Consider the following 24020-nt stretch of genomic DNA (forward strand, 5'->3'; position numbering starts at 1 on the left):
TGAAAGGCGATCACTGTAGGCGCCGGCAAGCCAGCGCCTGCAGTAGATCCTCACTATTTTTAGATTTTTATCAGGCAGGACACTCCATGCACCCCAACCCGGCAATCACCCTCGAAAACCAATTCTGCGCCCACAACTATTCGCCGCTGCCGGTGGTCATCGTCAAGGGCGAGGGCGTGTGGGCCATTGGCGATGATGGCAAGCGCTACCTGGACATGATGTCGGCCTATTCAGCTGTCAGTCATGGCCATGTACACCCGCGTATCCGCGCCGCCGCCGTGGCGCAGATCGACAAGATCAGCGTGGTGTCGCGCGCGTTCTACAGTGAGCCGCTGGGTAACTTCCTCAAGACGCTGTGCCGCATCAGCGGCTTCGATTCGGCATTGCCGATGAACAGCGGCGCCGAAGCCGTGGAGACCGCGATCAAGGCCGCCCGTCGCTGGGGCTATCGGGTCAAGGGCATCGCCGCGAACCAGGCGAAGATCGTGGTGGCCGACAACAACTTTCACGGGCGCACCTCGACCATCGTCGGCTTCTCGTCCGAGCCGGACTACAAGGCGGACTTCGGTCCGTTCTGCGACGGCTTCACCGAAGCGCGGTTTGGCGATATCGAGAGTTTTCGCCAGGCCATCACGGCTGATACCTGCGCGGTGCTGATCGAACCGATCCAGGGCGAAGCCGGTATTCGCGTGCCGCCGGCCGGGTTCCTGCGTGAGCTGCGTGCACTGTGCGACGCCACCAACACCTTGCTGATCCTTGATGAAATCCAGTCGGGCCTGGGCCGCACCGGCAAGTGGTTTGCCTTCCAGCACGAAGGCATTCGCCCGGATGCGCTGATCCTTGGCAAGGCGCTGGGTGGCGGGATCATGCCGGTGTCGGCGTTTGTCGCGGACCATTCGATCATGGACCTGTTCGATGCCGGCAGCCATGGTTCGACGTTTGGCGGTAACCCCTTGGCGGCGGCCGTCGGCCTGGAAGCCCTTAACGTGCTGGAAGATGAAGGCTTGATCGATAACAGCGCGCAATTGGGCCACTACCTGGTGGAGCGCCTGCGGGCGATGAATTCCCCGGCGGTCCGGGAGGTGCGTGGTCGCGGTTTGTGGGTGGGGGTGGAGCTGGACCGTGATGCCCGGCCGATTTGCGAAGCGTTGCTTGCCGAAGGCCTGCTGACCAAGGAGACCCATGAAAACGTGCTGCGTATCGCGCCGCCGTTGTCCATCACCCGTGAGGAACTGGATTGGGGCCTGGCGCGTATCGAACGGGTGTTCGGCCAACTATGAGCGACGTTCTCAACCATCTGGACATCGGCGGGCAGCGTTACGCCTATATCGATCTGCATAAACTGCTGACCCCGGTGCAGCTGCATCGGCTGCCTTATTGCCTGCGCATCCTGGTGGAAAACATCGCCCGCTGTGCCCCGGCCTCATTGCCGTCGGTGCTGGCGCGAGCCACCGGCAGCGGGCCGGACTGCGAGGTACCGTTCCAGCCCAACCGCCTGATGTTTCACGACACCACCTGCCTGCCGGCCCTGGCGGACTTTGCCGGCATGCGTGATGTGGTAGCGGAACTGGGTGGCGACCCGACGGCGGTGAACCCGGCGATCCCGGCCGTGTTGACCATCGACCACTCGGTGATTGTCGAGCACTACGCCGAAGCCGGCGCGGTGGACGCCAACCTCGACATCGACTTTCGCCGCAATAGCGAGCGCTACCGGTTTATCAAATGGGCCGAGGCCAGCCTGGACAACTTCAAGGTGATCCCGCCGGGGACGGGGATCATCCACCAGATGAACATGGAATCCATCGCCCAGGTGGTCTGGGAAAGCCCGGCCGCCGAGGGGGGCGTGTTGCTGCACCCGGACTGCATGGTTGCCACCGACAGCCATACGCCGATGATCAATGCCATCGGCGTGCTGGGCTGGGGCGTGGGCGGGCTCGAAGGGCAGGCGGCGATGCTCGGTGAGCCGGTGCCGATTGCCTTTCCCCAGGTCGTGGGGATTCGCGTCAGCAATGCCTTGCGGGCCGGTGTGACGGCGACGGACCTGGCCTTGAGCGTGACCGAGTTGCTGCGCCAGCGCAGCATGGTCGGCAAGTTTGTCGAGTTCACCGGGCCGGGGCTGGCGTCGTTGAGTTGGGCGGCGCGGGGCACCGTGGCGAACATGGCGCCGGAGTATGGCGCGACGGTAGTGTTTTTCCCGTTTGATGACGAGACCCTTGCCTACCTGGAATTGAGTGCGCGGCCGGCGCCATTGTTGGCCAAGGTGTCGACCTATATGGCGGCACAGTCGCTGTGGCGCCAGGCCGGCGAGCCCGAGCCGCAGTTCGATGAATTGATCGAGCTGGACTTGGCCCGGATTGAACCCAGTGTGGCCGGGCCACACCAACCCCATCAGCGCCAGTCGCTGGCGCAGGCGGGCGCCTCGTTTCATCAGCATGTGCACGCTGAGGCCGGGCAGCAATTCTTCGAGCCGTCCTTTGAAGCGCCGTTGACCCACGGCGCGGTGGTAATGGCGGCGATCACCAGTTGCACCAACACGGCCAACCCGGCGCAGATGATCCAGGCCGGATTGCTGGCACGTCGTGCACGGGCACGCGGCGTGGGGCGCAAACCCTGGGTGAAGACTTCGCTGTCGCCGGGTTCGCGAGTGGTGGCGGACTATCTGGATGCGGCGGGATTGTTGGAGGATTTTGCGGCGCTGGGCTTCGACCTGGCGGGCTTTGGCTGCATGACCTGTATTGGCAATTCCGGAAGCCTGGAGGCCCATGTGGAGGCCTTTGCCGAGCAAGGCCTCAAGGGTGTGGTGGTGCTGTCGGGCAATCGCAATTTCGAAGGACGGGTCAACCCCAAGGTCCCCGCCGGGTACCTGGCCTCGCCGGCGCTGTGTGTGGCCTATGCGATTGCCGGGAGCATCGATATCGACCTGTCCAGCAGTCCGCTGGCGATGGATGCCCAAGGCACGCCGGTGTACCTGGAGGAGCTGATGCCCAGTGATGCCGAGGTGGCGGCGCACGTGGCGCAGGTGGTGCGCCCGGTGTTGTTCCAGCAACGCAGTGAACTGCTCTGGCAGGGCACGGCGCACTGGCAGGCGCTTGAGGCCGACGCCAGCGTGAGATTTGCCTGGAACCCGGATTCCACCTATTTGCGCCGCCCGCAGTACCTGGCGCAGGTGCCGCCCGTGCCGGCGGCGAGCCTGTCGGTGCGCAACGCGAGGGCGTTGGTGGTGCTTGGTGATAACGTCACCACGGACCATATTTCACCGGCGGGCACTATCCCTTCCGAGAGCCTGGCCGGTGCCTGGCTGCGCGAAAGGGGTGAGGCCGAGGCGGATTTAAACCAGTACTCGACACGGCGCAGCAACCACGAAGTGATGGTGCGCGGGGCCTTCACCAACCCGCGCCTGAACAACCTGCTGGACCCGACACAAACACCACGCCGAGGTGTGTGGGCGTGGAATGCCGACCACACGGACTACCAGCCGTTGTACCTGGCCGCACAGAGCTACGCCGACACGCCCACCGTGCTGTTTGCCGGGAGCAACTACGGCGCCGGTTCCAGCCGGGATTGGGCGGCGAAAGTGCTGAGCCTGTTGGGGATCAAGGCGGTGGTGGCGCGCAGTATCGAACGCATTCATCGCAGTAACCTGATCGGCATGGGCGTGTTGCCGTTGGTGTTCAGCGCCGGGACGACGGTGCAGGGCCTGGCGCTGGATGGCAGCGAGCGCTTGACGTTCCTGGGGCTGGAACACCTGCAGGTTGGCGAGAACCTGATCACCCTGCAGATCGATCGCGCCGATGGCCGTGTTGTCACGCACCGGCTGGTTCTGCGCCTCGACTCGTTGCAAGAGCTTGGGTACCTTGAGCACGGCGGCGTGCTGCCGTTTGTGATCCGCAAGACCGTGCAACGAACCCGCCCAGGAGCGCTCGATGATTGATCCCGCTGTACTGCAACAACTGGCCCCCGATGGCGTGCTGCGTGCCGCCATCAACTTCGGCAACCCGGTACTGGCGCAACGCGGCGCGGGCGGCGAGCCGCAGGGGGTGTCCGTGGCGTTGGCCAAGGCCTTGGCTGAAGAGCTGGGTGTCGAGTTGGCGCTGATCACCTTCGAGGCGGCGGGCAAGGTCTTTGCTGCGCTGGCCGAGGATGCCTGGCGCGTGGCGTTCCTGGCCATCGAGCCGGTGCGTGAGCAGGAGATCGCGTTCAGCGCGCCCTACGTGGCGATCAAGGGCACCTACCTCGTGGCGACGGATTCGCCCTTTACCCACGTCGCCCAATTGGATGCAGCGGGTCGACGCATCGCCGTCGGCCAAGGCGCAGCCTACGACCTGTACCTGAGCCGTACGGTGGCGCACGCCGAGCTGGTACGGGCGCCTACGTCGGCAGCAGCGGTGGACTGGTTTATCGCGCAAGGTCTGGATGCGGCGGCGGGGGTGCGGGACTTTCTGCGCACCCGGGTGAGCGCGCAATGGCGCCTGGTCGAGGATGACTTCATGACCATCCGCCAAGCCATGGCGGTACCGGTGGCGCATGCAGCCGCTGCCGCGTTCGTCAGGTCCTTTGTCGAACGGCAGAAAGAGAAGGGTGTGGTAAAGCGAGGTCTCGAGGCCAGCGGGCAGAGCGCTGAATTACAGGCGACGTAGAAAGGATTTGACGATGTGCCGGGTGGCGTCGGTGGTGTCCAGTTCATCCACGGCGCCATAGGCGTACCACTGGCAATCGATGATTTCGTTGCACGGCCGCGCGTCGGCGATGTTCACCACCGAGGCCTCGAACACATGGTGTACGGTGTCGCGGGCTTTGAGCTCCTGCAGGTACAGCAAGCCGTCCACATTCAACCCGGTTTCTTCTTCCAGCTCGCGTTCGGCCGCGCCGACCGGGCGCTCGTTCCGTTCGACCTTGCCGCCCGGCAATGCCCATTTTGACCTGGCCTTGCGCACGAAGAGGATATGTCCCTCGTGTTCGCAAATGACCGTTGCGCGTATTTTCATCGTCTGTGACCCCGCAGCGGGATGAGTGTCATAAAAGTGTAATGCAAATGTCATGCTAAGTGGTTATGGCGTACCGGGTTGGGGATGTGGATACTGCCTGATTGATGAAAACGGACGAGGACAACAGATGAACACCGTACGTTGGGGCATGATCGGCTGTGGCAGTGTCACTGAACTGAAGAGTGGACCCGCCTTCTATAAAGCGCCAGGTTCGGCGCTGGTCGCCGTGATGGGGCGCCGCGAGGCAGCCGTGCGCGATTATGCGGCGCGCCATGGCATTGCCCGTTTCTATACCGACGCCCAGGCACTGATCGACGACCCTGAAGTGGACGCGGTGTATATCGCCACACCGCCCGACAGCCACCTCGAGTACAGCCTGATGGTGGCGGCGGCCGGCAAGCATTGCTGTGTCGAGAAGCCCATGTCGCTGAATGCCGAGCAGAGCGCGTTGATGCAGCGCACGTTCGAACGGGCCGGGCTGCACCTGTTTGTCTCCTACTACCGTCGCTCGCTGCCGCGCTTCCAGCAGGTACGCGAGTGGCTGCAGGCGGGACGCATCGGCCAACTGCGCCACCTGACCTGGACCTTGTGCAAACCTCCGGGGGCCGACGACGCCAGCGCAGCCAACTGGCGCACCGACCCACTGATTGCTGGTGGCGGTTACTTTGCCGACCTGGCCAGTCACGGCTTCGACCTGTTCCAGTACCTGGCCGGGGATATCGTCGAGGTCTCGGGCTTTACCGCGCGCCAGGCCGGGCGCTATGCGGCGGAAGATGCAGTGACGGCCTGCTGGACCTTTGGCTCGGGCGCCCTGGGCATGGGCTGCTGGAACTTCGTCGCGGACCGCAAGGAAGACCGCGTCGAGCTGATCGGCAGCCGTGGTCGCATTCAGTTCTCGGTGTTCGAAGACCAGCCGCTGCGCCTGGAAGCCGAGACCCAGGAAGTGCTCGAAGTACCGTGCCACGCGCATATCCAGTGGCACCACGTGCTGGCGATGAATGCGCACATCCGCGGCGAGGCCGAGCATCCTTCGCTGGCCATCGAGGCGTTGAAGACTGATCGGATTCTCGACAAGGTGCTATTACGCAACCCCCACCATCCTGGGTAGTCGCGATAAAAAGGTTTTTTTCAAGGAACAGGCCGATGAAATACTGGATGGTGGTGTGGCTGGTGCTGGCGACCGGCGCAGTGGCGGCCCCGCGTGAACAGGGCACGCCGGGGGAGTTTGATTTCTATGTGCTGTCGTTGTCGTGGTCGCCGACGTTTTGCCTGACGCACCCGGACAACGAACAGTGCTCGGGCAAGGGCTACGGGTTTGTGCTGCACGGCCTGTGGCCGCAGTACGCGCGAGGAGGGTGGCCGGCGAGCTGTGCGCCGCAGTCGTACCTGAGCCGGGAAGCAATGGACAAGGGCGCGACGTTGTTCCCCACGCGTGCGCTGCTCAAGCACGAATGGGCCAAGCATGGCACCTGCAGCGGGCTTGAACCGCTGGCGTACCTGGAAAAAACCGACGCGGCGTTGGGCGTGGTTGCCATTCCACACCAATTGCAGCCGTTCAACACACCGCCGTCCTTGCCGGCTCGCGAGATCGAGGCGCTGTTTCGCCAGAGCAACCCGCGCATGGGCAATCACGGTGTGGCGGTCATCTGCAAAGGCAAGGTGCTGTCGGAGGTGCGGGTGTGCCTGACCAAGGACCTGGCCTTCGCCGGCTGTCCGCGCAGTGTCAAAAGCCAGTGCCGCGAGGGTGAAATCCGCATTCCGGCCCAGCGCTAGGGCAGCATCGCCACGCGATAACGCTCATCAAAATCCTCGGCCAACTGCGCCAGGGTGACCTTGCCGAGGCGCTTCAACAGCAGCGCCTGGGCTTGTTCGAAGGCGTCGGTGAGCGCCGCGTTCACGGCCTGTTCCACCAGGCATTCCGGGTGATCGGTGGACAGGCCGATGGCAAAGATCGACGGCGTGCCCAGGGCGTTGTGAATGTCCAGCAAGGTGATTTCACTCAAGGACTTGCCCAGGCTCCAGCCGCCCTGATGGCCTTTTTCCGAGCGCACATACCCTTTTTCCTTGAGCAACCCGAGGGTGCGCCGCACCACCACCGGATTGGTGCCGAGCATCTGCGCGATGGTCTCCGAAGTCGCGCGTTCTTCATGGCGGCCCATATGGATCAGCACATGCAGCATGCGCGACAGGCGCGTGTCGTTTCTCATCAAAAAACCTCAAGTCGATTCGCGCCAAAGTATCGTTCGTAACCTAAAAAGTTGCGAGAGTCTTGACGCGGTATTTTTACGTAACTTATGGTGTGTCGTGAAAGCGCGCGGATAACCGCGTGCACTCACCATAGGGTCACTCTCATGATCTACGACGTGATTATTGTCGGCGGCAGCTACGCCGGTTTGTCAGCGGGCCTGCAATTGGCGCGGGCGCGGCGCCAGGTGCTGGTGATCGATGCGGGGCAGCGGCGCAACCGGTTTGCGGCCACGTCCCACGGGTTTCTTGGGCAGGACGGCCAGTCTCCGCAGGCCATCGCCGCCGACGGGCGCAGCCAGTTGATGGAGTACCCGACGGTCACCTGGGTGCAGGGCAGTGTGGTTCAGGCGACGGTAGAACCGCAGGGCTTCAGCCTGGGCACTGAATTCAACGGTACGTTCCAGGGCAAGCGCCTGATCCTGGCCACCGGCGTGGTCGACGAATTGCCCGCCATTGAAGGCCTGCAAGAGCGTTGGGGCACACGGGTGTTCCATTGCCCTTACTGCCACGGCTATGAGCTGGACCAAGGCCGTATCGGTGTTCTCGCCACTTCTTCGCTGGCGATGCACCACGCATTGATGCTGCCGGACTGGGGCGCCACGACCTTGTTCACCAACGGCGTATTCACCCCGGATGCCGAGCAGCAGGCGCAGTTGGCGCGACGTGGGGTCAGTGTGCAAAGCGCCGGCGTACGGCGAATCAGCGGCGAGCGTGCCGACCTCGAACTGGATGACGGCCAGGTGTTCAAGCTCGACGGTATCTTCACGATGTCGCGGACCCGGCTCAGCCCGTTGGCCGCGCAGTTGGGCTGTGCACTGGCCGATGGCCCCAGCGGCGCTTACCTGCACACCAACGACATGCGCCAGACCTCAGTGCCGGGCGTGTTTGCCTGTGGTGACGCGTCCTTCGCCGCCGGCTCCGTGGCGCTGGCCGTGGCCGAGGGTGTGCGCGCCGGGGTCGGCGCGCATTTTTCGCTGGTCAGCGGTTGAGGTAGACCGGGCTGTCGGTGGACAGCGACGCCTTCACCGCGTGGGTCATATCGGTGATCAACACTTCTTCGCGGTCTTCGCCCAGGGCTTGCAGGGTGAGGGCGACCACTTCCTGGGGCGTGCTTTTAGGCGCCTGCACATCAGCGACCATGTCGGTGTCGATGTAGGCCGGGTGCACGCCGATCACCAGGGTGTTCTGCTCGCGCAACTCGCCGCGCAGGCCGTTGGTCAGGCCCCACTGGGCGGATTTCGAAGTGCTGTAGCCACCGGCGCCCGGCGGGCTCAGCCAGCTCAGCACCGAGAGGATATTGATCAGCGCGCCGCCGCCCTGTTTGGCCAGGATCGGCGCAAAGGCACGGCTCAGGCGCAGGGTGCCGAAGGTGTTCACGTCAAAGTGCTGTTGCAGGTTTTCGACACTGTCTTCGGCCAGCAACGAACCGTACTTCAGGAAGCCCGCATTGTTGATCACCACACTGACGTCCGCGCACTGCTCGGCGGCGTGCTGCACGCTGGCCGCGTCGGTGATGTCGAGGGCAATCGGGGTGCTGCCGGGAATGTCCACGCTGCGCGGATCCCGCGCACCGGCGTAGACCTTGGCGGCGCCGGCTGCCAGCAGGGCGGTGACGAAAGCTTTACCCAGGCCGCGATTGGCGCCGCTGACCAATACCACTTTTCCACGAATATCCATGATGAACTCCAGGCTGCGAATTAGGTTTAATAATGAAACCGTTTTTATCCTGAGGCTGTTGGTCCTATAATGCAACCAGATTTTTCAATGCCGGGAGGCCCGACGATGAAACGCAAATGCCTGGAAGGCGATGGCTGCCCCGTTGCCCGTGCCCTGGACGTGGTGGGCGACTGGTGGACGCTGTTGATCATCCGCGATGCATTCGCCGGCGTGACGCGCTTCGGTGATTTCCAGAAGCACCTGGGCGTGGCCAAAAACATCCTTGCCACGCGCCTCAAGGACATGGTCGAGCAGGGCCTGCTGCAAACCAGCGAAGTCGGTGCGCGCAGTGAATATCAGCTGACCGACAAGGGCCGCGCGCTGATGCCGGTGCTGGTGACGCTGGCGCAGTGGGGGGAGGCGCACACGCAACCCGAACAGGCCGGCGCGCGCGTGCTGGATGCGCGCTCGCTCAAGCCGCTGCGCAAGGTCGAGATCCTGGCCGAGGATGGCCGGGTGCTGGGCCTCGACGATATCGTCACGCAGGTCAGCTAGGCGCGATTGACGTCTATGTGATCTGTGGGCGCGCAGTGAGTGCGCGCCGACAGGGGGCAGGGTCTATTTGCTATCGAGGAAGCCCAGCAGCGCCGCATTGAACAGCGCCGGGTCCTGCAGGAAGGCAAAGTGGCTGGTGTTCGGCAGGATCAGCAGGCCGGCCCCTGGGATGGTGGCCGCCATGTACTCGGTGTGCTCGCGCTTGATCGCTTCGTCATGGTCGCCGTCGGCAATCAGGATTGGCGTCTTGATGCTCGCCAGCTGGGCGTCGGTCCAGTTCGGTTGGCTGGCCCACATATGGCTGATCTGCTCGACGAATGCATCGTACTCTTTAGGCGTCGGCGACAGCTTGGCGTACTCCTTGCCGGCGCGTTCGATGAAGGCGGCGAAGGTCGGGTTTTTCTCTACGCCGTCCTTGACCCCGGCGGTCTGGGTGTTGGCGGCGAACGCGAACACCTTTCCGATCCGGTCCGGGTGACGCAGGGCCAGGTCGATACCAATGATGGCGCCGTCGCTCCAGCCGACAATATCGGCACGCGGGATCTTCAGGCTGTCGAGCACGGCCACCACGTCATCGGCCATCAGGTCGTAGCCGTAGGGTTTATCGTCCCGCGAGCTGCGGCCGTGGCCACGGCTGTCGAGGCTGATCACTGTGTGCTTGGCCGCCAGTGCCTTGACCTGGTTGCCCCAGTAATCGGAGTTGGACAGCCCACCGTGCAGCAGCACCACCGGCGATCCATGCCCGGTGCGGGTGTAGTAGACCTTGATGCCGTTGACGGCGGCGTAGCCGGTTTTGGCGCCGGCCACCGGGGCAGGCGTCGGCGGCAGGGTTTCCCAGCGTTCAGCGGCCTGGACCGCAGAGAAAGACAGCAACAGGCAGGCAGTTGCCAGCAGGCGACGTGACATGGCGATTCCTTTGATTGCAGTGAGTAGGCGCTGAACTCTAGCACCGGCCCAGGCGTGGGAAATACGCATTTTTGCCTATTGAGATCGGCATTCTGAAAGAAAAAATGCAGTTATATCAATGGAATAAAAGCGTCTAAAGCGCCCAGGCCAGAACGGTTTCGCCGCCGTTGTCTGTCCCGCGCCGTGAGCGGTGCGAGGCCGACTCCAGGGGCGCACACAAAATACTTCGACAAGGGTCATTTTGTTCAATACCCCGCGTGCCTTGCCCTTTAACGTGGCTCCATTGTCATCTGCCCGAATAAAAAGGAACTGCAATGAGCTTGATCATTTCCATGGCCGCCTTCGCACTGGCCACCTCGATCACACCCGGACCGGTCAATGTGGTGGCCCTGAGTTCAGGCGCGCGCTTCGGTTTTGTCGCCAGCCAGAAACACGTGTTCGGCGCCGCCGTCGGCTTCACCTTGTTGCTGGTGTTGATCGGCCTTGGGCTGCATGAAGTGCTGGTGCGCTGGCCGCTCCTGACGCAGCTGATCCAGTGGGGCGGGGTGGCCTTCTTGCTCTACATGGCCTGGAAACTCGCGGTGGACGATGGCCGCCTGGACGCGGACGGCAGCGCGACGGCGCCGTCGATGCTCTACGGCGCGATCATGCAATGGCTCAACCCCAAGGCCTGGCTGGCCTGCGTGGCGGGCATGGGCCTGTTTGTGGCGGACGGCGATGCTCGGCAGGTCTGGCTGTTTGCCGGCCTTTACCTGGTGATCTGCTACCTGTCGGTGGCGTGCTGGGCCTATGCCGGCACGTTCCTGCGCCGTTACCTGGGCAACCCCCAGGGTGTGCGTGTATTCAACCGCTCGATGGCCGCGTTGCTGGTGGCCAGTGTGGGTTATTTGCTGATGGCTTGAGGACGTCGCGGTACTGCCCCGGCGTGGCCGCGAAATGCTGCTTGAAGGCGCGCTGGAAATGCGCCTGGTCGGCAAAGCCTGCGGCCAGGGCGACATCGGCGATCAGCTTGCCGTTGCGCAGTTGGGTGCGTGCAAACTGGATGCGCCGGTTGACCAGGAAGGCATGCGGGGTCAGCCCGTAATACTGTTTGAAGGCGCGGATCAGGTACGACGGCGACAGCTCGGCGGCCAGGCAGATATCTTCCAGCTTCAGGGCCTGGGTGCAGTGTTCGCGGATGTAGTCGGCGGCCCGTTCCAGCTTGTGGTTGACCTCGCGCATCGGGGCGGGTGAAGGGTTCAGGCGTTGCTGCACTTCGCTGAAATAACTCACCAGCGCGCTTTGCTTTTGCAGGTGTTCGGCCTGCTCATCCACCAGCGTCCGGTACAGCTCCAGCAAGCCCTCGTACAGCACCGGGTCGCGCGTGTAAGGCGTATTGAATGGCCGGTAACCCTGGTCGGTGCTGAACCCCAGTTGGTACTGCAGGTCGGTCAGCCAGGGCGTGTCGATGTACAGCATCTTGTAGGACCATCGCTCGTTGTCGATGGGATTGCAGGCGTGCACATCGCCGGGGTTCATCAACACCACCGTGCCGGCGCTGATCTCGAACGTCTCTGCACCGTAGTGGTAATAACTGCGCCCCGTGGTGACCACCCCGATGGAGAAGTGCTCGTGGGCATGGCGCGTGTAGGTGACCTTGCGCCCATCGGCGATGGTGCGCGCTTCGATGAACGGCAAGCGCTCGTCGCGCCAGAAGCGCGGCGAGTGCGAAGGGTGAGCAAGGCTGTTCAGCGACATGGCGGCAGTTCCATCCCTTGAGCGAGTGAAAGGGATGATTGCACAGACCGCCCGGGGCGTCAGCCTAGAAATCCCACTTGGTCGCCAGCTGCAGGCTGCGCGGTTCGCCGTAGAAGCCGGTGCCGAAGTTGCCCAGGCCCGTGTAGTACTTCTTGTCGAAGAGGTTCTTCACGTTCAGCGTGGTGCTCAGGTGGTCGTTGAAGCGATAGCGTGCCATCAGGTCGACCAGGTAGTAGCTGTCCTGGGTGATGCGCGAATCGTGGCCGAAGTTGACCGTGTCATTCGGGTCCGGCTGGAACACCTTGCCGAAGAACTCACTCTGCCAGTTCACACCGCCGCCCACGGTGATGTTGTCCAGGGCGCCCGGCAGGCGATAGGCGCTGAACAGCCGTATGACTTGTTGCGGCGTGGTGGTCTGCAGCACCGAGCTGTAGACGTAGCCGTCATTGGCATCGCGGGTGTGCTGGTAGGTGTAGCCGGCGGAGATATTCCAGCCGTCGAGCACTTCGCCCGACAGCTCGGCTTCGAAGCCTTTGGTGGTGGCGCCGGCGATGGGGCGGTAGATCGAGTCGCTCTCGAAGCCCGAGACGTACTCGGCCACGTTGTCCTGTTCGATGCGGAACGCGGCGAAGCTGGCATTCAGGCGGCCGCCGTAGAACGCAGCCTTGAGCCCCGCTTCATAGGTCTGGCCTTCGACCGGGTCGAGCAGCTTGCGGTCGGCATCCTTGCTGGTTTGCGGGCGATAGATCTGGGTATAGCTGGTGTAGACCGACCAGGTGTCGTTCAGGTCATAGACCACCCCGGCATAGGGCGTGACCACGCCACTCTGGTGGTAGGTGGCGCGGTTGTCGGCCTGGGCGGGGTCAAAGAAATCGGTGGTGTCGGTACCGCTGAAATTGCTCACGCGCGCGCCGAGGATCACCGCCAGGTCATCGGTCGGTTTCAGGCGAGTGGCGAGGTAGGCGCCGGTCTGGCGTTGCACGATATCGTTCTGGCCGCTGCGTGGGATGTCGGACTTGGGGTATTCGCCGTGCCAGTCAAAGATGCTGCCGCCCACGGGTGGGTAGATCGAACCGTATACCGGCACGTCCTGTTTCGAGCGGGTGGCCATGAAGCCCATGATCAATTCGTGCTCGCGGCCGAACAGGCTGAACGGCCCGCTGAGGTTGACGTCCAGGGTGTTCTGCACCTGGTCGCCCTTGTACTTGCCCATGAACATGTACATGCCCTCGCCGCTGACCGGATCGGGATTGCCGCCACTCGCGGAGGCGAGCAGGGTGTCGTGCTGGCTGCGCTTGCGGTCGAGGCTGACTTTGAGCGACCAGTCATTGGCGAGCTTCTGCTGCACCGAGGCGAAGATCGTCTGGTTCTGGAAGTCGCGACGGCTCCAGTCGGCGGCCGGGTTGAACGATCGCGAGAAGTTTGTGCGCGAGCCGTCGCTGAAATACATCGGGAAACCGGTCCAGCTGGCGCCGCGCGAGCGGGTGTCCTGCTGGTCGATACCGAAGGTCAGCAGGGTGTCGGGGGTGAGATCCGCTTCGAGGATGCCGTAGGCGATGTCCTTGGTGTTCTGGTAGTGGTCCAGGTACGACTGGCGATCCTGGTACACGCCGACAAAGCGCCCGCGCACATTGCCGGACTCGGTCAGGGGGCCGGAGATATCGCCTTCGGTGCGGTAGTTGTCCCAGGAGCCGAAGGTCTGGGTGACCGACGCCTTGAAGTCGCGGGTGGGTTTTTTGCGGATCAGGTTGACCGTGGCCGAGGGGTCGCCGGAGCCGCTCAACAGGCCCGCCGAACCCTTGATGATTTCCAGGTGGTCGTACACCGCCATGTCGGTACTGGTGGTGCCGTAGTCGTACACGCCGTCATAGGTGGAGTTGACGCCGTCGTACTGGAAGTTGGTGATCGGCAAGCCCCGGCTGGAGAACTCCCAGCGCTCGCTGTCGTAGTTCTGCACACTGACGCCCGGGGCGCGGCGCAGGGTGTCGGCGATGCTGTTGGAGCCTTGGTCGTCCATCTGCTGGCGGGTGATCACGGTGACCGACTGCGGGGTTTCGCGCATCGACAGCGGCAGGCCGGTGGCCGACGCCATGGAGCCTGTGGTGTAGGCGTGGGTGTCTTCGGTGGTGGCGCCCAGGTCCTGGCCGGAAATGGTGGTAGCACCCAGCTCCAGGGCGCCGGTGTTGGCCGGGATCGGTTCGAGTACGTAGCCGTTGTTGCCTTGGGGCAGGGCTTGCAGGCCGCTGCCCTGCAACAGGCGCTGCAAGCCGCTGGCCGGGGTGTAGTTGCCATTCAGGCCTGGGCTGGTTTTACCTGCGGCGAGGCTGTTGTGCCCGGCGATGAAAATACCCGACTGCTCGGCGAAGCTGTTCAGCACATTGACCAGGGTGCCGGCGGCAATACGGTAGCTGCGCGCGGCTTCCTGGGTCGATGGCGTTTCGGCGGCGTGCAGCGTCGGTGCGCCGAGGCAAAACAGCGAGGTGGCCAACGCCAGTGGGCGCAGCGCGAAGCGAGCAGGTTGCGGCATGAATGTTTCCCTTTGGATCAAATCGATCGGCGAATTGAAAGCGTCTGCAGGGTTAACCGAACGAGTTTTGAAAAAGGGCACTGGCGGTTGAAGATTTTTTTACTGGGGGCTGACGGTGACCCACCACGGCAGCAACCGGTCGACGCGAATCGGCAACGCGGCTTGCAGCAGGCGCAGGGCGTGGTCGCTGTCCTTGAGCGGGAATGAACCCATTACCGGCAACTGCGCCACGGCCGGGTCGCAACCCAGGTGGCCGGGACGATAACGGTTGAGCTCGGCGACCAGCTCGCCCAGCGCCAGGTTGTCGGCCAGCAGCACGCCACGGCTCCAGGCCTCTCGGGCGGGAGAGGCCGGGGCGGTGGGGTCGAAACCGTTGCGGGCGAACCGGACCTGCTGGCCTGCCTCGATGATGCGCACCTGCTGGTTGAGGGTGCTGACCTGCACCCGGCCTTCGAACACGTTGAGCTGGGTATGCTCGTCGCCCTGCAGCACGCTGAAGCGGGTGCCCAGCGCCTGCAGACGGCCGTATTCGGTGTCCACCAGGAATGGGCGGCTAGCGTCCTTGGCCGTGTCGATCAGCACTTCGCCAAAGCGCAGGCGCAGCAAGCGTTGCGTCGTATCGAAGCGCACATCCAGCGCGCTCAGGGCGTTAAGCCATACATGGCTGCCATCGGCCAGCAAGGCGTCGCGGGTTTCGCCGCTGGCAGTGGCGTAGTCGGCGCTCCAGCCGCCCACCAGCCGGGGCAGGGCGGTGTTGCGCCAGGTGCCCCAGGCCAGCGTCGAGCCTGCGCACAGCACCAGCAAGGTCTTGAGGGTCTGGCGCCGTGAACTGCGCAGTGCACGGCCGGCGCCCTGGGAATGCTCCATCAACGGTGCGAAGCGCTGGCTGACGCGCTCCACATAGTGCCAGGCCGCCAGGTGCTCGGGGTTCTGCATCAACCAGGATTGCCAGCGTTGCTGCTCCTGGGCGCCGTTCGGGTCCTGCAGGCGCACGTACCACTGCGCGGCCTGTTCCAGGCTCGCGTGGCTGAGTTTGCCGGTGGGGCTCATTGCACCAGCATCCCGTCGAGCTCGGCTTCGAGGATCGCGCAATGCAGCAAGGCCTGGGCCATGTACTTCTTGACCATGCGCTCGCACACGCCCAACTGTTGCGCGATCTGTTTGTAGGGCAGGCCATGCAGTTGCGCGAGCAGGAAGGCTTGGCTGACCTTTTTCGGCAGGCGGGCGAGCATGGCATCCACTTCGTAGAGGGTCTCGACGATGATGGCGCGCTGTTCCGGCGATGGCTGCGTCGCCTCCGGGCACAGCGCCAGGCTGTCGAGCCAGGCTTTCTCCAGCTGGCGACGACGCCAGTGGTCGATGCACAACCCGCGGGCAATGGTGGCCAGGTAAGAGCGCTGGCGCACGTGATCGGTCTCGGCGGGGGCCGGCTGAGGATGCGGATAAAGGTGTCGTGAGCCAGGTCAGCGGCATCCCAGCGGTCGTTCAGGCGTCGGCGCAACAGGCCAAGCAACCAGCTGTGGTGGGAACCGTAGAGGTGGGTGAAAGAGGTCGACACAATATCCATCCAGCGCAAAAGAATTGGCGTAAATAAGAATTGGTCGCGATTAAAGCAAAGGGCGGGAAGGTGCGCAAATGATATTGGTTTGCTTCCAGGTGGGAGCGGGCTCCCACCTGGGAGTGCAGTGCGTCAGGCCGGTACCAGGAAGGCAGCCTCCAGCAACTGCCGGGTGTAGGCGTGCTGCGGGTCGGCGAAAATCGCCTGGGCGTCGCCTTGTTCCACCACCTGCCCCTGCTTGACCACCATCAACTGGTGGCTCAGCGCCTTCACCACCGCCAGGTCATGGCTGATGAACAGGTAGGTCAGGTTGTACTTGGCCTGCAGGCTGCGCAGCAATTCCACCACCTGGCGCTGTACGGTGCGGTCCAGCGCCGAGGTGGGTTCGTCGAGCAGGATCAGGCGTGGCTTGAGCACCAGCGCGCGGGCGATGGCGATGCGTTGACGCTGGCCCCCGGAGAACTCGTGGGGGTAGCGATTGCGCGACGCCGGGTCGAGGCCGACCTCTTTGAGCGCGGCGATAATCGCCGCTTCCTGCTCGGCCGGTGTGCCCATCTTGTGGATGCGCAGGCCTTCGCCGACGATCTCGCTCACGCACATGCGTGGGCTGAGGCTGCCGAACGGGTCCTGGAACACCACCTGCATTTCGCGGCGCAATGGGCGTACCTGTTGCTGGCTGAGCGTGTCCAGTTGCTGGCCTTCAAAGCGGATCCCGCCCTTGCTGGCGATCAAGCGCAAGATGGCCAGGCCCAGGGTGGATTTACCCGAGCCGCTTTCACCGACGATGCCCAGCGTCTGCCCCTGCGGCAGGCTGAAGTTGATGCCGTCCACCGCCTTGACGTAATCGACGGTGGTACGCAAAAAGCCTTTCTTGATCGGGAACCACACCTTGAGGTCATCGACCTCCAGCAACGGCGGACCGATAGCGTTGCCGGCCGGCCCACCGCTGGGCTCGGCTGCCAGCAGCTCCTGCGTGTAGGGGTGCTGCGGCGCCTGGAACAGTGTCTCGCAATCGGCTTGTTCAACGATGCAGCCCTGTTGCATCACGCACACCCGATGGGCGATGCGCCGCACCAGGTTGAGGTCGTGGCTGATCAGCAGCAAGGCCATGCCCAGGCGTGCCTGCAGCTCCTTGAGCAACTCCAGGATCTTCAACTGCACGGTGACGTCGAGGGCGGTGGTCGGCTCGTCGGCGATCAACAACTCCGGCTCGTTGGCCAGTGCCATGGCGATCATCACCCGCTGGCGCTGGCCGCCGGAGAGTTCGTGGGGCAGGGCCTTGAGGCGCTTGTGCGGCTCGGGGATGCCGACCAGCTCCAGCAGTTCCAGGGTGCGCTGGGTGGCGACCTTGCCGGTGAGGCCTTTGTGCAGGCCGAGTACCTCGTTGATCTGCTTCTCGATGTTGTGCAGCGGGTTCAGCGAGGTCATCGGCTCCTGGAAGATCATCGCGATGCGGTTGCCGCGAATGTGCCGCAGGGTTTTTTCCTTGAGCGTCAACAGGTCTTGCCCGGCGTACTCGATGGTGCCCGACGGATGCCGAGCCAACGGGTAGGGCAGCAGGCGCAGGATCGAGTGGGCGGTCACCGATTTGCCGGAGCCGCTTTCGCCGACCAGCGCCAGGGTTTCGCCGCGCTTGATGTCGAAGCTGACGTTGTTCACCACACGGTGGTGATGCTCGCCGGTGACGAACTCGACAGAGAGGTCGCGGATTTCGATCAGATTGTCCTGATTCATCTCATTTCCTCGGGTCGAAGGCATCGCGAGCGGACTCGCCGATAAACACCAGCAGACTCAACATGATCGCCAGCACGGCAAACGCGCTCATGCCCAGCCACGGCGCCTGCAGGTTGGATTTGCCCTGGGCCACCAGTTCACCCAGCGACGGTGAGCCCGCCGGCAAGCCGAAGCCGAGGAAGTCCAGGGCGGTGAGGGTGCCGATGGCGCCGGTGAGAATGAACGGCATGAAGGTCATGGTCGAGACCATGGCATTGGGCAGGATGTGGCGGAACATGATCGCGCCGTTCTGCATGCCCAGTGCCCGGGCCGCGCGTACGTATTCCAGGTTGCGCCCGCGCAGGAACTCGGCGCGCACCACGTCCACCAGGCTCATCCAGGAAAACAGCAGCATGATCCCCAGCAGCCACCAGAAGTTGGGCTGCACGAAGCTGGCGAGGATGATCAGCAGGTACAGCACCGGCAACCCGGACCAGATTTCCAGGAAGCGCTGCCCGGCCAGGTCGACCCAGCCGCCATAGAAGCCCTGCAGGGCGCCGGCGATCACACCGATGATCGAGCTGAGCACGGTCAGCGTCAGGGCGAACAGTACCGACACACGAAAGCCATAGATCACCCGCGCGAGCACGTCACGGCCCTGGTCATCGGTACCCAGCAGGTTCACCGCGGACGGTGGCGCCGGGGCCGGTACTTTGAGGTCGTAGTTGATGCTCTGGTAGCTGAACGGGATAGGCGCCCACAAGGTCCAGGCATCCTTGGCCTTGAGCAATTCCTGGATATACGGGCTCTTGTAGTTGGCTTCCAGCGGGAATTCGCCGCCGAAGGTGGTCTCCGGGTAGCGCTTGAGCGCCGGGAAATACCAGTCGCCATCGAAGTGCACGGCCAGCGGCTTGTCGTTGGCGATCAACTCCGCGCCCAGGCTCAGCACAAACAGGATCAGGAACAGCCACAGCGACCACCAGCCGCGCTTGTTGGCCTTGAACCGCTCGAACCGGCGGCGATTGAGGGGGGATAGATTCATCTCAATGCTCCCGGCTGGCGAAGTCGATGCGTGGATCGACCAGGGTGTAGGTGAGGTCGCCGATCAGTTTCACGATCAGCCCCAGCAGGGTGAAGATGAACAGCGTGCCGAACACCACCGGGTAGTCGCGGTTGATGGCCGCTTCAAAGCTCATCAGGCCGAGGCCGTCGAGGGAGAAGATCACTTCGACCAGCAAGGAGCCGGTGAAGAAGATGCCGATGAATGCCGAGGGGAAGCCCGCGATCACCAGCAACATTGCATTGCGGAACACGTGGCCGTAGAGCACGCGGCGGTTGGTCAAGCCCTTGGCCTTGGCGGTGACCACGTACTGCTTGTTGATCTCGTCAAGAAAGCTGTTCTTGGTCAGCAGGGTCATGGTGGCGAAGTTACCGATCACCAGCGCGGTGATCGGCAGCGCCAGGTGCCAGAAGTAGTCGAGAATCTTGCCGCCCCAGCTCAGCTCGTCGAAGTTGTTGGACGTCAGCCCGCGCAACGGGAACCAGTCGAAATAACTGCCGCCGGCAAACACCACGATCAACAGGATCGCAAACAGGAACGCCGGGATCGCGTAGCCGACGATGATCGCCGAGCTGGTCCACACATCAAAATGGCTGCCGTGTCGCGTGGCCTTGGCGATCCCCAGGGGGATCGACACCAGGTACATGATCAGCGTGCTCCACAGCCCGAGGGAGATGGACACCGGCATCTTTTCCTTGATCAGGTCGATGACCTTGGCGTCGCGGAAGAAGCTGTCGCCGAAATCCAGCGTGGCGTAGTTCTTGACCATGATCCACAGGCGTTCCGGCGCCGACTTGTCGAAGCCGTACATCTTCTCGATTTCCTTGATCAGCGCCGGGTCCAGGCCCTGGGCGCCACGGTAGCTGGAGCCGGCCACCGCGACTTCGGCACCGCCGCCGGCGATGCGGCTGGTGGCGCCTTCAAAGCCTTCGAGCTTGGCGATCATCTGCTCGACCGGCCCACCGGGCGCGGCCTGGATGATCACAAAGTTGATCAGCAGGATGCCGAACAGCGTGGGGATGATCAGTAACAGGCGGCGAATAATATAGGCCAGCATTCAATCGCCTCCGCTCGCCGGATCGGCGGTCTGGGTGGTGTCCACGGTTACCGCCGGCTTGGCATCGGGCTTGGCCCACCAGGTGGCGGTGCCGACGTCATAGCGCGGAGAGACCTTCGGGTGGCCGAGGTGGTCCCAGTACGCCACGCGGTAGGTCTTGATGTGCCAGTTGGGGATCACGTAGTAACCGAACTGCAGCACACGGTCCAGGGCCTTGGCATGGGCCACCAGGCTTTGGCGCGAGTCGGCGTCGATCAGCTCTTCCACCAGTTGGTCGACGGCCGGGTCCTTGAGCCCCATGTAGTTGCGGCTGCCGGGCTTGTCGGCGCTGGACGACGACCAGAATTCGCGCTGCTCGTTACCCGGTGAGGTGGACTGCGGGAAACTGCCGACCAGCATGTCGAAGTCCCGCGAGCGAATACGGTTGACGAACTGCGAGACGTCGACCCGGCGGATCACCAGGTCGATGCCCAGGTCGGCGAGGTTGCGCTTGAATGGCAGCAGGATGCGTTCGAACTCGGTCTGGGCGAGCAGGAACTCGATGGTCACCGGTTTGCCGGTGGTGTCGACCATCTTGTCGTCGACGATGCGCCAGCCGGCTTCCTGCAGCAGTTGATAGGCCTCGCGCTGCTGGGTGCGGATCATGCCGCTGCCGTCGGTTTTGGCCGGTTCGAAGGCCTGGGTGAAGACCTCGGCGGGGATCTTGTCGCGCAGCGGCTCGAGGATCTTCAGCTCATCCGGTCCGGGCAGGCCGGTGGCGGCCATTTCGGAGTTTTCGAAATAACTGCGGGTACGGGTGTAGGCGCCGTTGAACAGCTGTTTGTTGCTCCATTCGAAGTCCAGCAACAGGCTGATCGCCTTGCGCACGCGCACATCCTGGAACATCGGCTTGCGCGTATTGAACACAAAGCCCTGCATGCCGGTGGGGTTGCCGTTGGGGATTTCTTCCTTGATCAGCCGGCCCTGGGCTACTGCCGGAATGTTGTAGGCGTTGGCCCAGTTCTTGGCACTGAACTCCAGCCAGTAATCGAACTGTCCGGCCTTCAACGCTTCCAGGGAGACGGTGCTGTCGCGGTAGTAGTCGGTGATGCGGTTATCGAAATTGTAGAAACCTTTAGTGATCGGCAGGTCCTTGGCCCAGTAGTCCTTGACCCGCTCGTAGCGGATCATGCGCCCGGCCTTGACCTCGGCGACCTGGTACGGCCCGCTGCCCAGCGGCACTTCCAGGTTGCCCTTGGCAAACTCGCGCGTGGCCCACCAGTGCTTGGGCAATACCGGCAGTTGCCCGAGGATCAGCGGCAATTCACGATTGTTGGTGCGCTTGAACTTGAACAGCACGCGCAGTGGGTCCTCGGCGACCACTTCGTCGACGTCGGCATAGTAGGTGCGGTAGATCGGCGAGCCTTCCTTGAGCAGGGTCTGGAAGGTGAACACCACGTCTTCGGCACGGATCGGGTGGCCGTCGTGGAAGCGCGCTTCGGGGCGCAGGTAGAAGCGCACCCAACTGTTGTCCGGGGCCTTTTCGATCTTGCCGGCGACCAGCCCGTACTCCGTGATCGGTTCGTCCAGGCTCTGCATGGCCAGGGTGTCGTAGATCAGCCCCAGGTTGTCGGCAGGCACGCCCTTGCTGATGTACGGGTTGAGGCTGTCGAAGCCGCCCATGCTCGACTCGCGGAAGGTACCGCCCTTGGGCGCGTCCGGGTTGACGTAGTCGAAGTGCTTGAAGTCGGCGGGGTATTTCGGCGGTTCGTTGTAGAGCGTCAACGCATGTTGCGGGGCGGCCTGGGCCGCGGTGCACAGCAACAGGCCGCCAAGCAGGGCAGTACGCAAATACATCATTGGGCTTTCTCCGAAGCTTTCAGCCACCACGCGCTCAAACCCAGGCTATAGGGCGGCGTGGTGACAAAGGCGAACCGGTTGCGGTACGCCAAGCGATGATAGTTGAGGTACCAGTTGGGAATACTGTAGTGCTGCCACAGCAGCACCCGGTCCAGGGCGCGACCGGCCGCCAGTTGTTCTTCGCGGGTCTTGGCCGCCAGCAGTTGTTCCAGCAGGTGATCGACGATGGGGTTGTTGATGCCTGCGTAGTTCTTGCTGCCCTTGATGGCGGCCTGGCTGGAGTGGAAGTACTGCCATTGTTCGAGGCCGGGGCTCAAGGTCTGGTTGAGGGTGATGAGGATCATGTCGAAGTCGAACTGGTCCAGGCGCTGCTTGTACTGCGCGCGGTCAACCGTGCGCAGGCGCGCGTCGATGCCGATGCTGATCAGGTTCTCGACGTACGGCTGCAGGATGCGCTCCAGGTTCGGGTTGACCAGCAGGATCTCGAAGCGCAGCGGTTGCCCGTCCTTGTCGAGCAGGCGTTGCCCCGACAGCTTCCAGCCGGCGTCGCCGAGCAGGGCGAGGGCGCGGCGCATGGTTTCGCGGGGGATGCCGCGTCCGTCGGTCTGGGGCAGGCTGAAGGCCTGCGTGAACAGGTTGGGCGGCAACTGGTCGCGGTAGGGCGAGAGCATCAGCCATTCATGGCCGGTGGGCACCCCGGTGGCGGCGAATTCACTGTTGGGGTAATAGCTGAGGGTACGTTTATAGGCGCCGCTGAACAGCGTGCGGTTGGTCCACTCGAAGTCGAACATCATGCCCAGGGCTTCGCGCACCTTGGTCTGGCTGAAGGTCGGCCGGCGCGTGTTCATGAACAGGCCCTGGCTCTGGGTCGGGATCTGGTGGGCGATCTGTGCCTTGATCACGTCGCCCCGGTTGACCGCCGGGAAGTTGTAGCCATTCGCCCAGTTCTTGGCCTGGTGCTCGATATAGATATCGAACTCACCGGCCTTGAATGCTTCGAAGGCCACGTCGCTGTCGCGATAGAACTCCACTTCGACCTTGTCGTAGTTATAAAAACCCTGGTTGACCGGCAGGTCCTTGCCCCAGTAGTCCTTGACCCGCTCGAACACCAACTGCCGCCCTGGAGTGACCTTGCTGATGCGGTACGGCCCGCTGCCCAAAGGGGGTTCGAAGGTGGTGGCCTTGAAGTCGCGATTCTTCCAGTAGTGCTGGGGCAGCACCGGCAACTCGCCCAGGCGCAGGATCAGCAGCGGATTGCCGGCGCGCTTGAATACAAAACGAATGCGGTGCCGGTTGAGGATATCGACCCGCGCCACTTCCTGCAGGTTGGTGCGGTACTGGGGGTGGCCTTCGGTCAGCAGGGTGCGATAGGAAAACGCCACGTCATACGCGGTGATCGGCTTGCCATCGTGAAAGCGTGCTTCCGGGCGCAGGTTGAACACCACCCAGCTGCGGTCCTCGCTGTACTCCACCGACTGGGCAATCAGCCCATAGCTGGAAGTGGGTTCATCGCCGGACGGCGCGTACTGGCCAGTGCCGACCATCAACGGCTCGTTCAGCTCATTGACGCCGTACTGGAGGAAATTGGGCGTGGAAACCGGGCTGGAGCCCTTGAAAGTGTAGGGGTTGAGCGTATCGAACGTGCCAAATGCCATGACCCGCAAGGTCCCGCCTTTCGGCGCTGCAGGGTTTACCCAATCGAAGTGGGTGAATTTGGCCGGGTACTTGAGCGTGCCGAACTGCGTGTAACCGTGGCTCTCGGTAATCGTCGCGTTCGCACCAAAGCTCAAGGCCAGACTTATTAGTAAAAGGAGGGGACGCTTCAAGTCAGGAATCCGATCCAGGCAGCTTGGGCTTTATGATCGGTACAGTAACAGCTTGTTCCGGTTGGAAAAAGGCTGTTGCGGGGGCTGACTGAGGGCCGGCTAGGTCTTGAGCGGTATGACTGACAAATGTGGGAGCTGGCTTGCCTGCGATAGCATCGGCTCGGTATCACCGATACACCGAGGTGTCTGCATCGCAGGCAAGCCAGCTCCCACACTTGGGCCACGTCGCTTTGGATATTGCGATCCCACAGGGGATTGAAATAACGGCGACACCGCAATCCCCTGTGGGAGTTGTCGAGCTTCAGCGAGGCTGCGAAAGCGCTGTCTCAGGCGAAGAGAATGCCAGCAATGCCG

General features: G+C 63.2%; 20 protein-coding genes and 1 pseudogene. 8 read left to right on the forward strand and 13 right to left on the reverse strand.

Annotated features, from left to right (window positions below; genetic code table 11):
- Positions 1 to 86 precede the first annotated feature (86 nt).
- From rocD to JFU04_RS11910, 3 genes are read left to right on the forward strand one after another with little or no spacing between them, the layout of a single operon-like run.
- The gene (rocD, locus tag JFU04_RS11900) at positions 87 to 1280 is read left to right on the forward strand and encodes an ornithine--oxo-acid transaminase (RefSeq protein WP_106804202.1); all 1194 of its coding nucleotides are present in this window, start codon (positions 87 to 89) and stop codon (positions 1278 to 1280) included.
- Positions 1277 to 3931: an aconitate hydratase AcnA gene (acnA, locus tag JFU04_RS11905; RefSeq protein ID WP_201144148.1), complete on the forward strand. Its 2655-nt coding sequence runs from the start codon at positions 1277 to 1279 to the stop codon at positions 3929 to 3931. Before rocD ends, acnA begins: the two co-directional genes overlap by 4 nt.
- On the forward strand, positions 3924 to 4637 hold the full coding sequence (locus JFU04_RS11910) for a transporter substrate-binding domain-containing protein (protein ID WP_106804200.1): 714 nt from the start codon (positions 3924 to 3926) through the stop codon (positions 4635 to 4637). The genes acnA and JFU04_RS11910 overlap by 8 nt, the downstream gene beginning before the upstream one ends.
- Here JFU04_RS11910 and JFU04_RS11915 read toward each other — a convergent pair.
- Complete coding sequence (locus JFU04_RS11915) at positions 4623 to 4985, reverse strand: NUDIX hydrolase (RefSeq protein WP_065906369.1); 363 nt, start codon at positions 4983 to 4985, stop codon at positions 4623 to 4625. The genes JFU04_RS11910 and JFU04_RS11915 overlap by 15 nt on opposite strands.
- A gap of 127 nt (positions 4986 to 5112) precedes the next feature.
- Here JFU04_RS11915 and JFU04_RS11920 point away from each other — a divergent pair, with 127 nt between their 5' ends.
- Positions 5113 to 6093 (forward strand): Gfo/Idh/MocA family protein, encoded by a 981-nt coding sequence (locus tag JFU04_RS11920; RefSeq protein ID WP_065906370.1) that lies wholly within the window; start codon positions 5113 to 5115, stop codon positions 6091 to 6093.
- Between the two features lie 35 nt (positions 6094 to 6128).
- Positions 6129 to 6758 (forward strand): ribonuclease T2 family protein, encoded by a 630-nt coding sequence (locus JFU04_RS11925; protein ID WP_065906371.1) that lies wholly within the window; start codon positions 6129 to 6131, stop codon positions 6756 to 6758.
- Here the strand turns inward: JFU04_RS11925 and JFU04_RS11930 are convergent.
- Positions 6755 to 7192 carry an Rrf2 family transcriptional regulator gene (locus JFU04_RS11930; RefSeq protein ID WP_201144149.1) on the reverse strand — a complete coding sequence of 146 codons (438 nt, stop codon included), beginning with the start codon at positions 7190 to 7192 and terminating at the stop codon, positions 6755 to 6757. The genes JFU04_RS11925 and JFU04_RS11930 overlap by 4 nt on opposite strands.
- Positions 7193 to 7336: 144 nt before the next feature.
- On the opposite strand from JFU04_RS11930, the gene JFU04_RS11935 reads away from it, so the two are divergent.
- Positions 7337 to 8221 carry an NAD(P)/FAD-dependent oxidoreductase gene (locus tag JFU04_RS11935; protein ID WP_201144150.1) on the forward strand — a complete coding sequence of 295 codons (885 nt, stop codon included), beginning with the start codon at positions 7337 to 7339 and terminating at the stop codon, positions 8219 to 8221.
- Here JFU04_RS11935 and JFU04_RS11940 read toward each other — a convergent pair.
- A complete protein-coding gene (locus tag JFU04_RS11940; protein ID WP_120448352.1) occupies positions 8211 to 8909 on the reverse strand; it encodes an SDR family oxidoreductase in 699 nt (232 codons plus the stop codon). The genes JFU04_RS11935 and JFU04_RS11940 overlap by 11 nt on opposite strands.
- 105 nt (positions 8910 to 9014) lie before the next feature.
- On the opposite strand from JFU04_RS11940, the gene JFU04_RS11945 reads away from it, so the two are divergent.
- Complete coding sequence (locus tag JFU04_RS11945) at positions 9015 to 9443, forward strand: winged helix-turn-helix transcriptional regulator (protein ID WP_065906375.1); 429 nt, start codon at positions 9015 to 9017, stop codon at positions 9441 to 9443.
- Positions 9444 to 9506: 63 nt separating this feature from the next.
- Here JFU04_RS11945 and JFU04_RS11950 read toward each other — a convergent pair whose 3' ends face one another.
- Positions 9507 to 10349 carry an alpha/beta fold hydrolase gene (locus JFU04_RS11950; protein ID WP_065906377.1) on the reverse strand — a complete coding sequence of 281 codons (843 nt, stop codon included), beginning with the start codon at positions 10347 to 10349 and terminating at the stop codon, positions 9507 to 9509.
- A 314-nt stretch (positions 10350 to 10663) separates the two neighbouring features.
- Here JFU04_RS11950 and JFU04_RS11955 point away from each other — a divergent pair, with 314 nt between their 5' ends.
- Entirely contained in the window at positions 10664 to 11251 is a 588-nt protein-coding gene (locus JFU04_RS11955) for a LysE family translocator (protein ID WP_106804195.1), read from the forward strand.
- Here JFU04_RS11955 and JFU04_RS11960 read toward each other — a convergent pair.
- From JFU04_RS11960 to JFU04_RS12000, 9 genes and pseudogenes are all read right to left on the reverse strand, one after another.
- Positions 11193 to 12086, reverse strand: coding sequence for an AraC family transcriptional regulator (locus JFU04_RS11960; RefSeq protein WP_201144151.1), 894 nt, complete (start codon positions 12084 to 12086; stop codon positions 11193 to 11195). The two genes, JFU04_RS11955 and JFU04_RS11960, sit on opposite strands and share 59 nt — an antisense overlap.
- A 64-nt stretch (positions 12087 to 12150) precedes the next feature.
- Positions 12151 to 14613 carry a TonB-dependent siderophore receptor gene (locus tag JFU04_RS11965; protein ID WP_201144152.1) on the reverse strand — a complete coding sequence of 821 codons (2463 nt, stop codon included), beginning with the start codon at positions 14611 to 14613 and terminating at the stop codon, positions 12151 to 12153.
- 99 nt (positions 14614 to 14712) lie between these two features.
- Positions 14713 to 15663 carry a FecR domain-containing protein gene (locus JFU04_RS11970; RefSeq protein ID WP_201144153.1) on the reverse strand — a complete coding sequence of 317 codons (951 nt, stop codon included), beginning with the start codon at positions 15661 to 15663 and terminating at the stop codon, positions 14713 to 14715.
- Positions 15660 to 16180: pseudogene (locus tag JFU04_RS11975) on the reverse strand (sigma-70 family RNA polymerase sigma factor). The gene JFU04_RS11970 and the pseudogene JFU04_RS11975 overlap by 4 nt, the downstream one beginning before the upstream one ends.
- Positions 16181 to 16303: 123 nt before the next feature.
- Positions 16304 to 17905 (reverse strand): ABC transporter ATP-binding protein, encoded by a 1602-nt coding sequence (locus JFU04_RS11980; RefSeq protein WP_065906389.1) that lies wholly within the window; start codon positions 17903 to 17905, stop codon positions 16304 to 16306.
- Position 17906: 1 nt separating this feature from the next.
- Complete coding sequence (locus JFU04_RS11985) at positions 17907 to 18926, reverse strand: ABC transporter permease (RefSeq protein WP_065906391.1); 1020 nt, start codon at positions 18924 to 18926, stop codon at positions 17907 to 17909.
- A gap of 1 nt (position 18927) precedes the next feature.
- Complete coding sequence (locus JFU04_RS11990) at positions 18928 to 20001, reverse strand: microcin C ABC transporter permease YejB (RefSeq protein WP_065906392.1); 1074 nt, start codon at positions 19999 to 20001, stop codon at positions 18928 to 18930.
- The gene (locus JFU04_RS11995; protein ID WP_201144154.1) at positions 20002 to 21840 is read right to left on the reverse strand and encodes an extracellular solute-binding protein; all 1839 of its coding nucleotides are present in this window, start codon (positions 21838 to 21840) and stop codon (positions 20002 to 20004) included. It lies immediately after the preceding gene.
- The gene (locus JFU04_RS12000; RefSeq protein ID WP_065906397.1) at positions 21837 to 23666 is read right to left on the reverse strand and encodes an extracellular solute-binding protein; all 1830 of its coding nucleotides are present in this window, start codon (positions 23664 to 23666) and stop codon (positions 21837 to 21839) included. Before JFU04_RS12000 ends, JFU04_RS11995 begins: the two co-directional genes overlap by 4 nt.
- Between the last annotated feature and the right edge of the window lie 354 nt (positions 23667 to 24020).

It is taken from the genome of Pseudomonas sp. TH21, from assembly GCF_016651025.1.
GTDB classification, from domain to species: domain Bacteria; phylum Pseudomonadota; class Gammaproteobacteria; order Pseudomonadales; family Pseudomonadaceae; genus Aquipseudomonas; species Aquipseudomonas aylmerensis.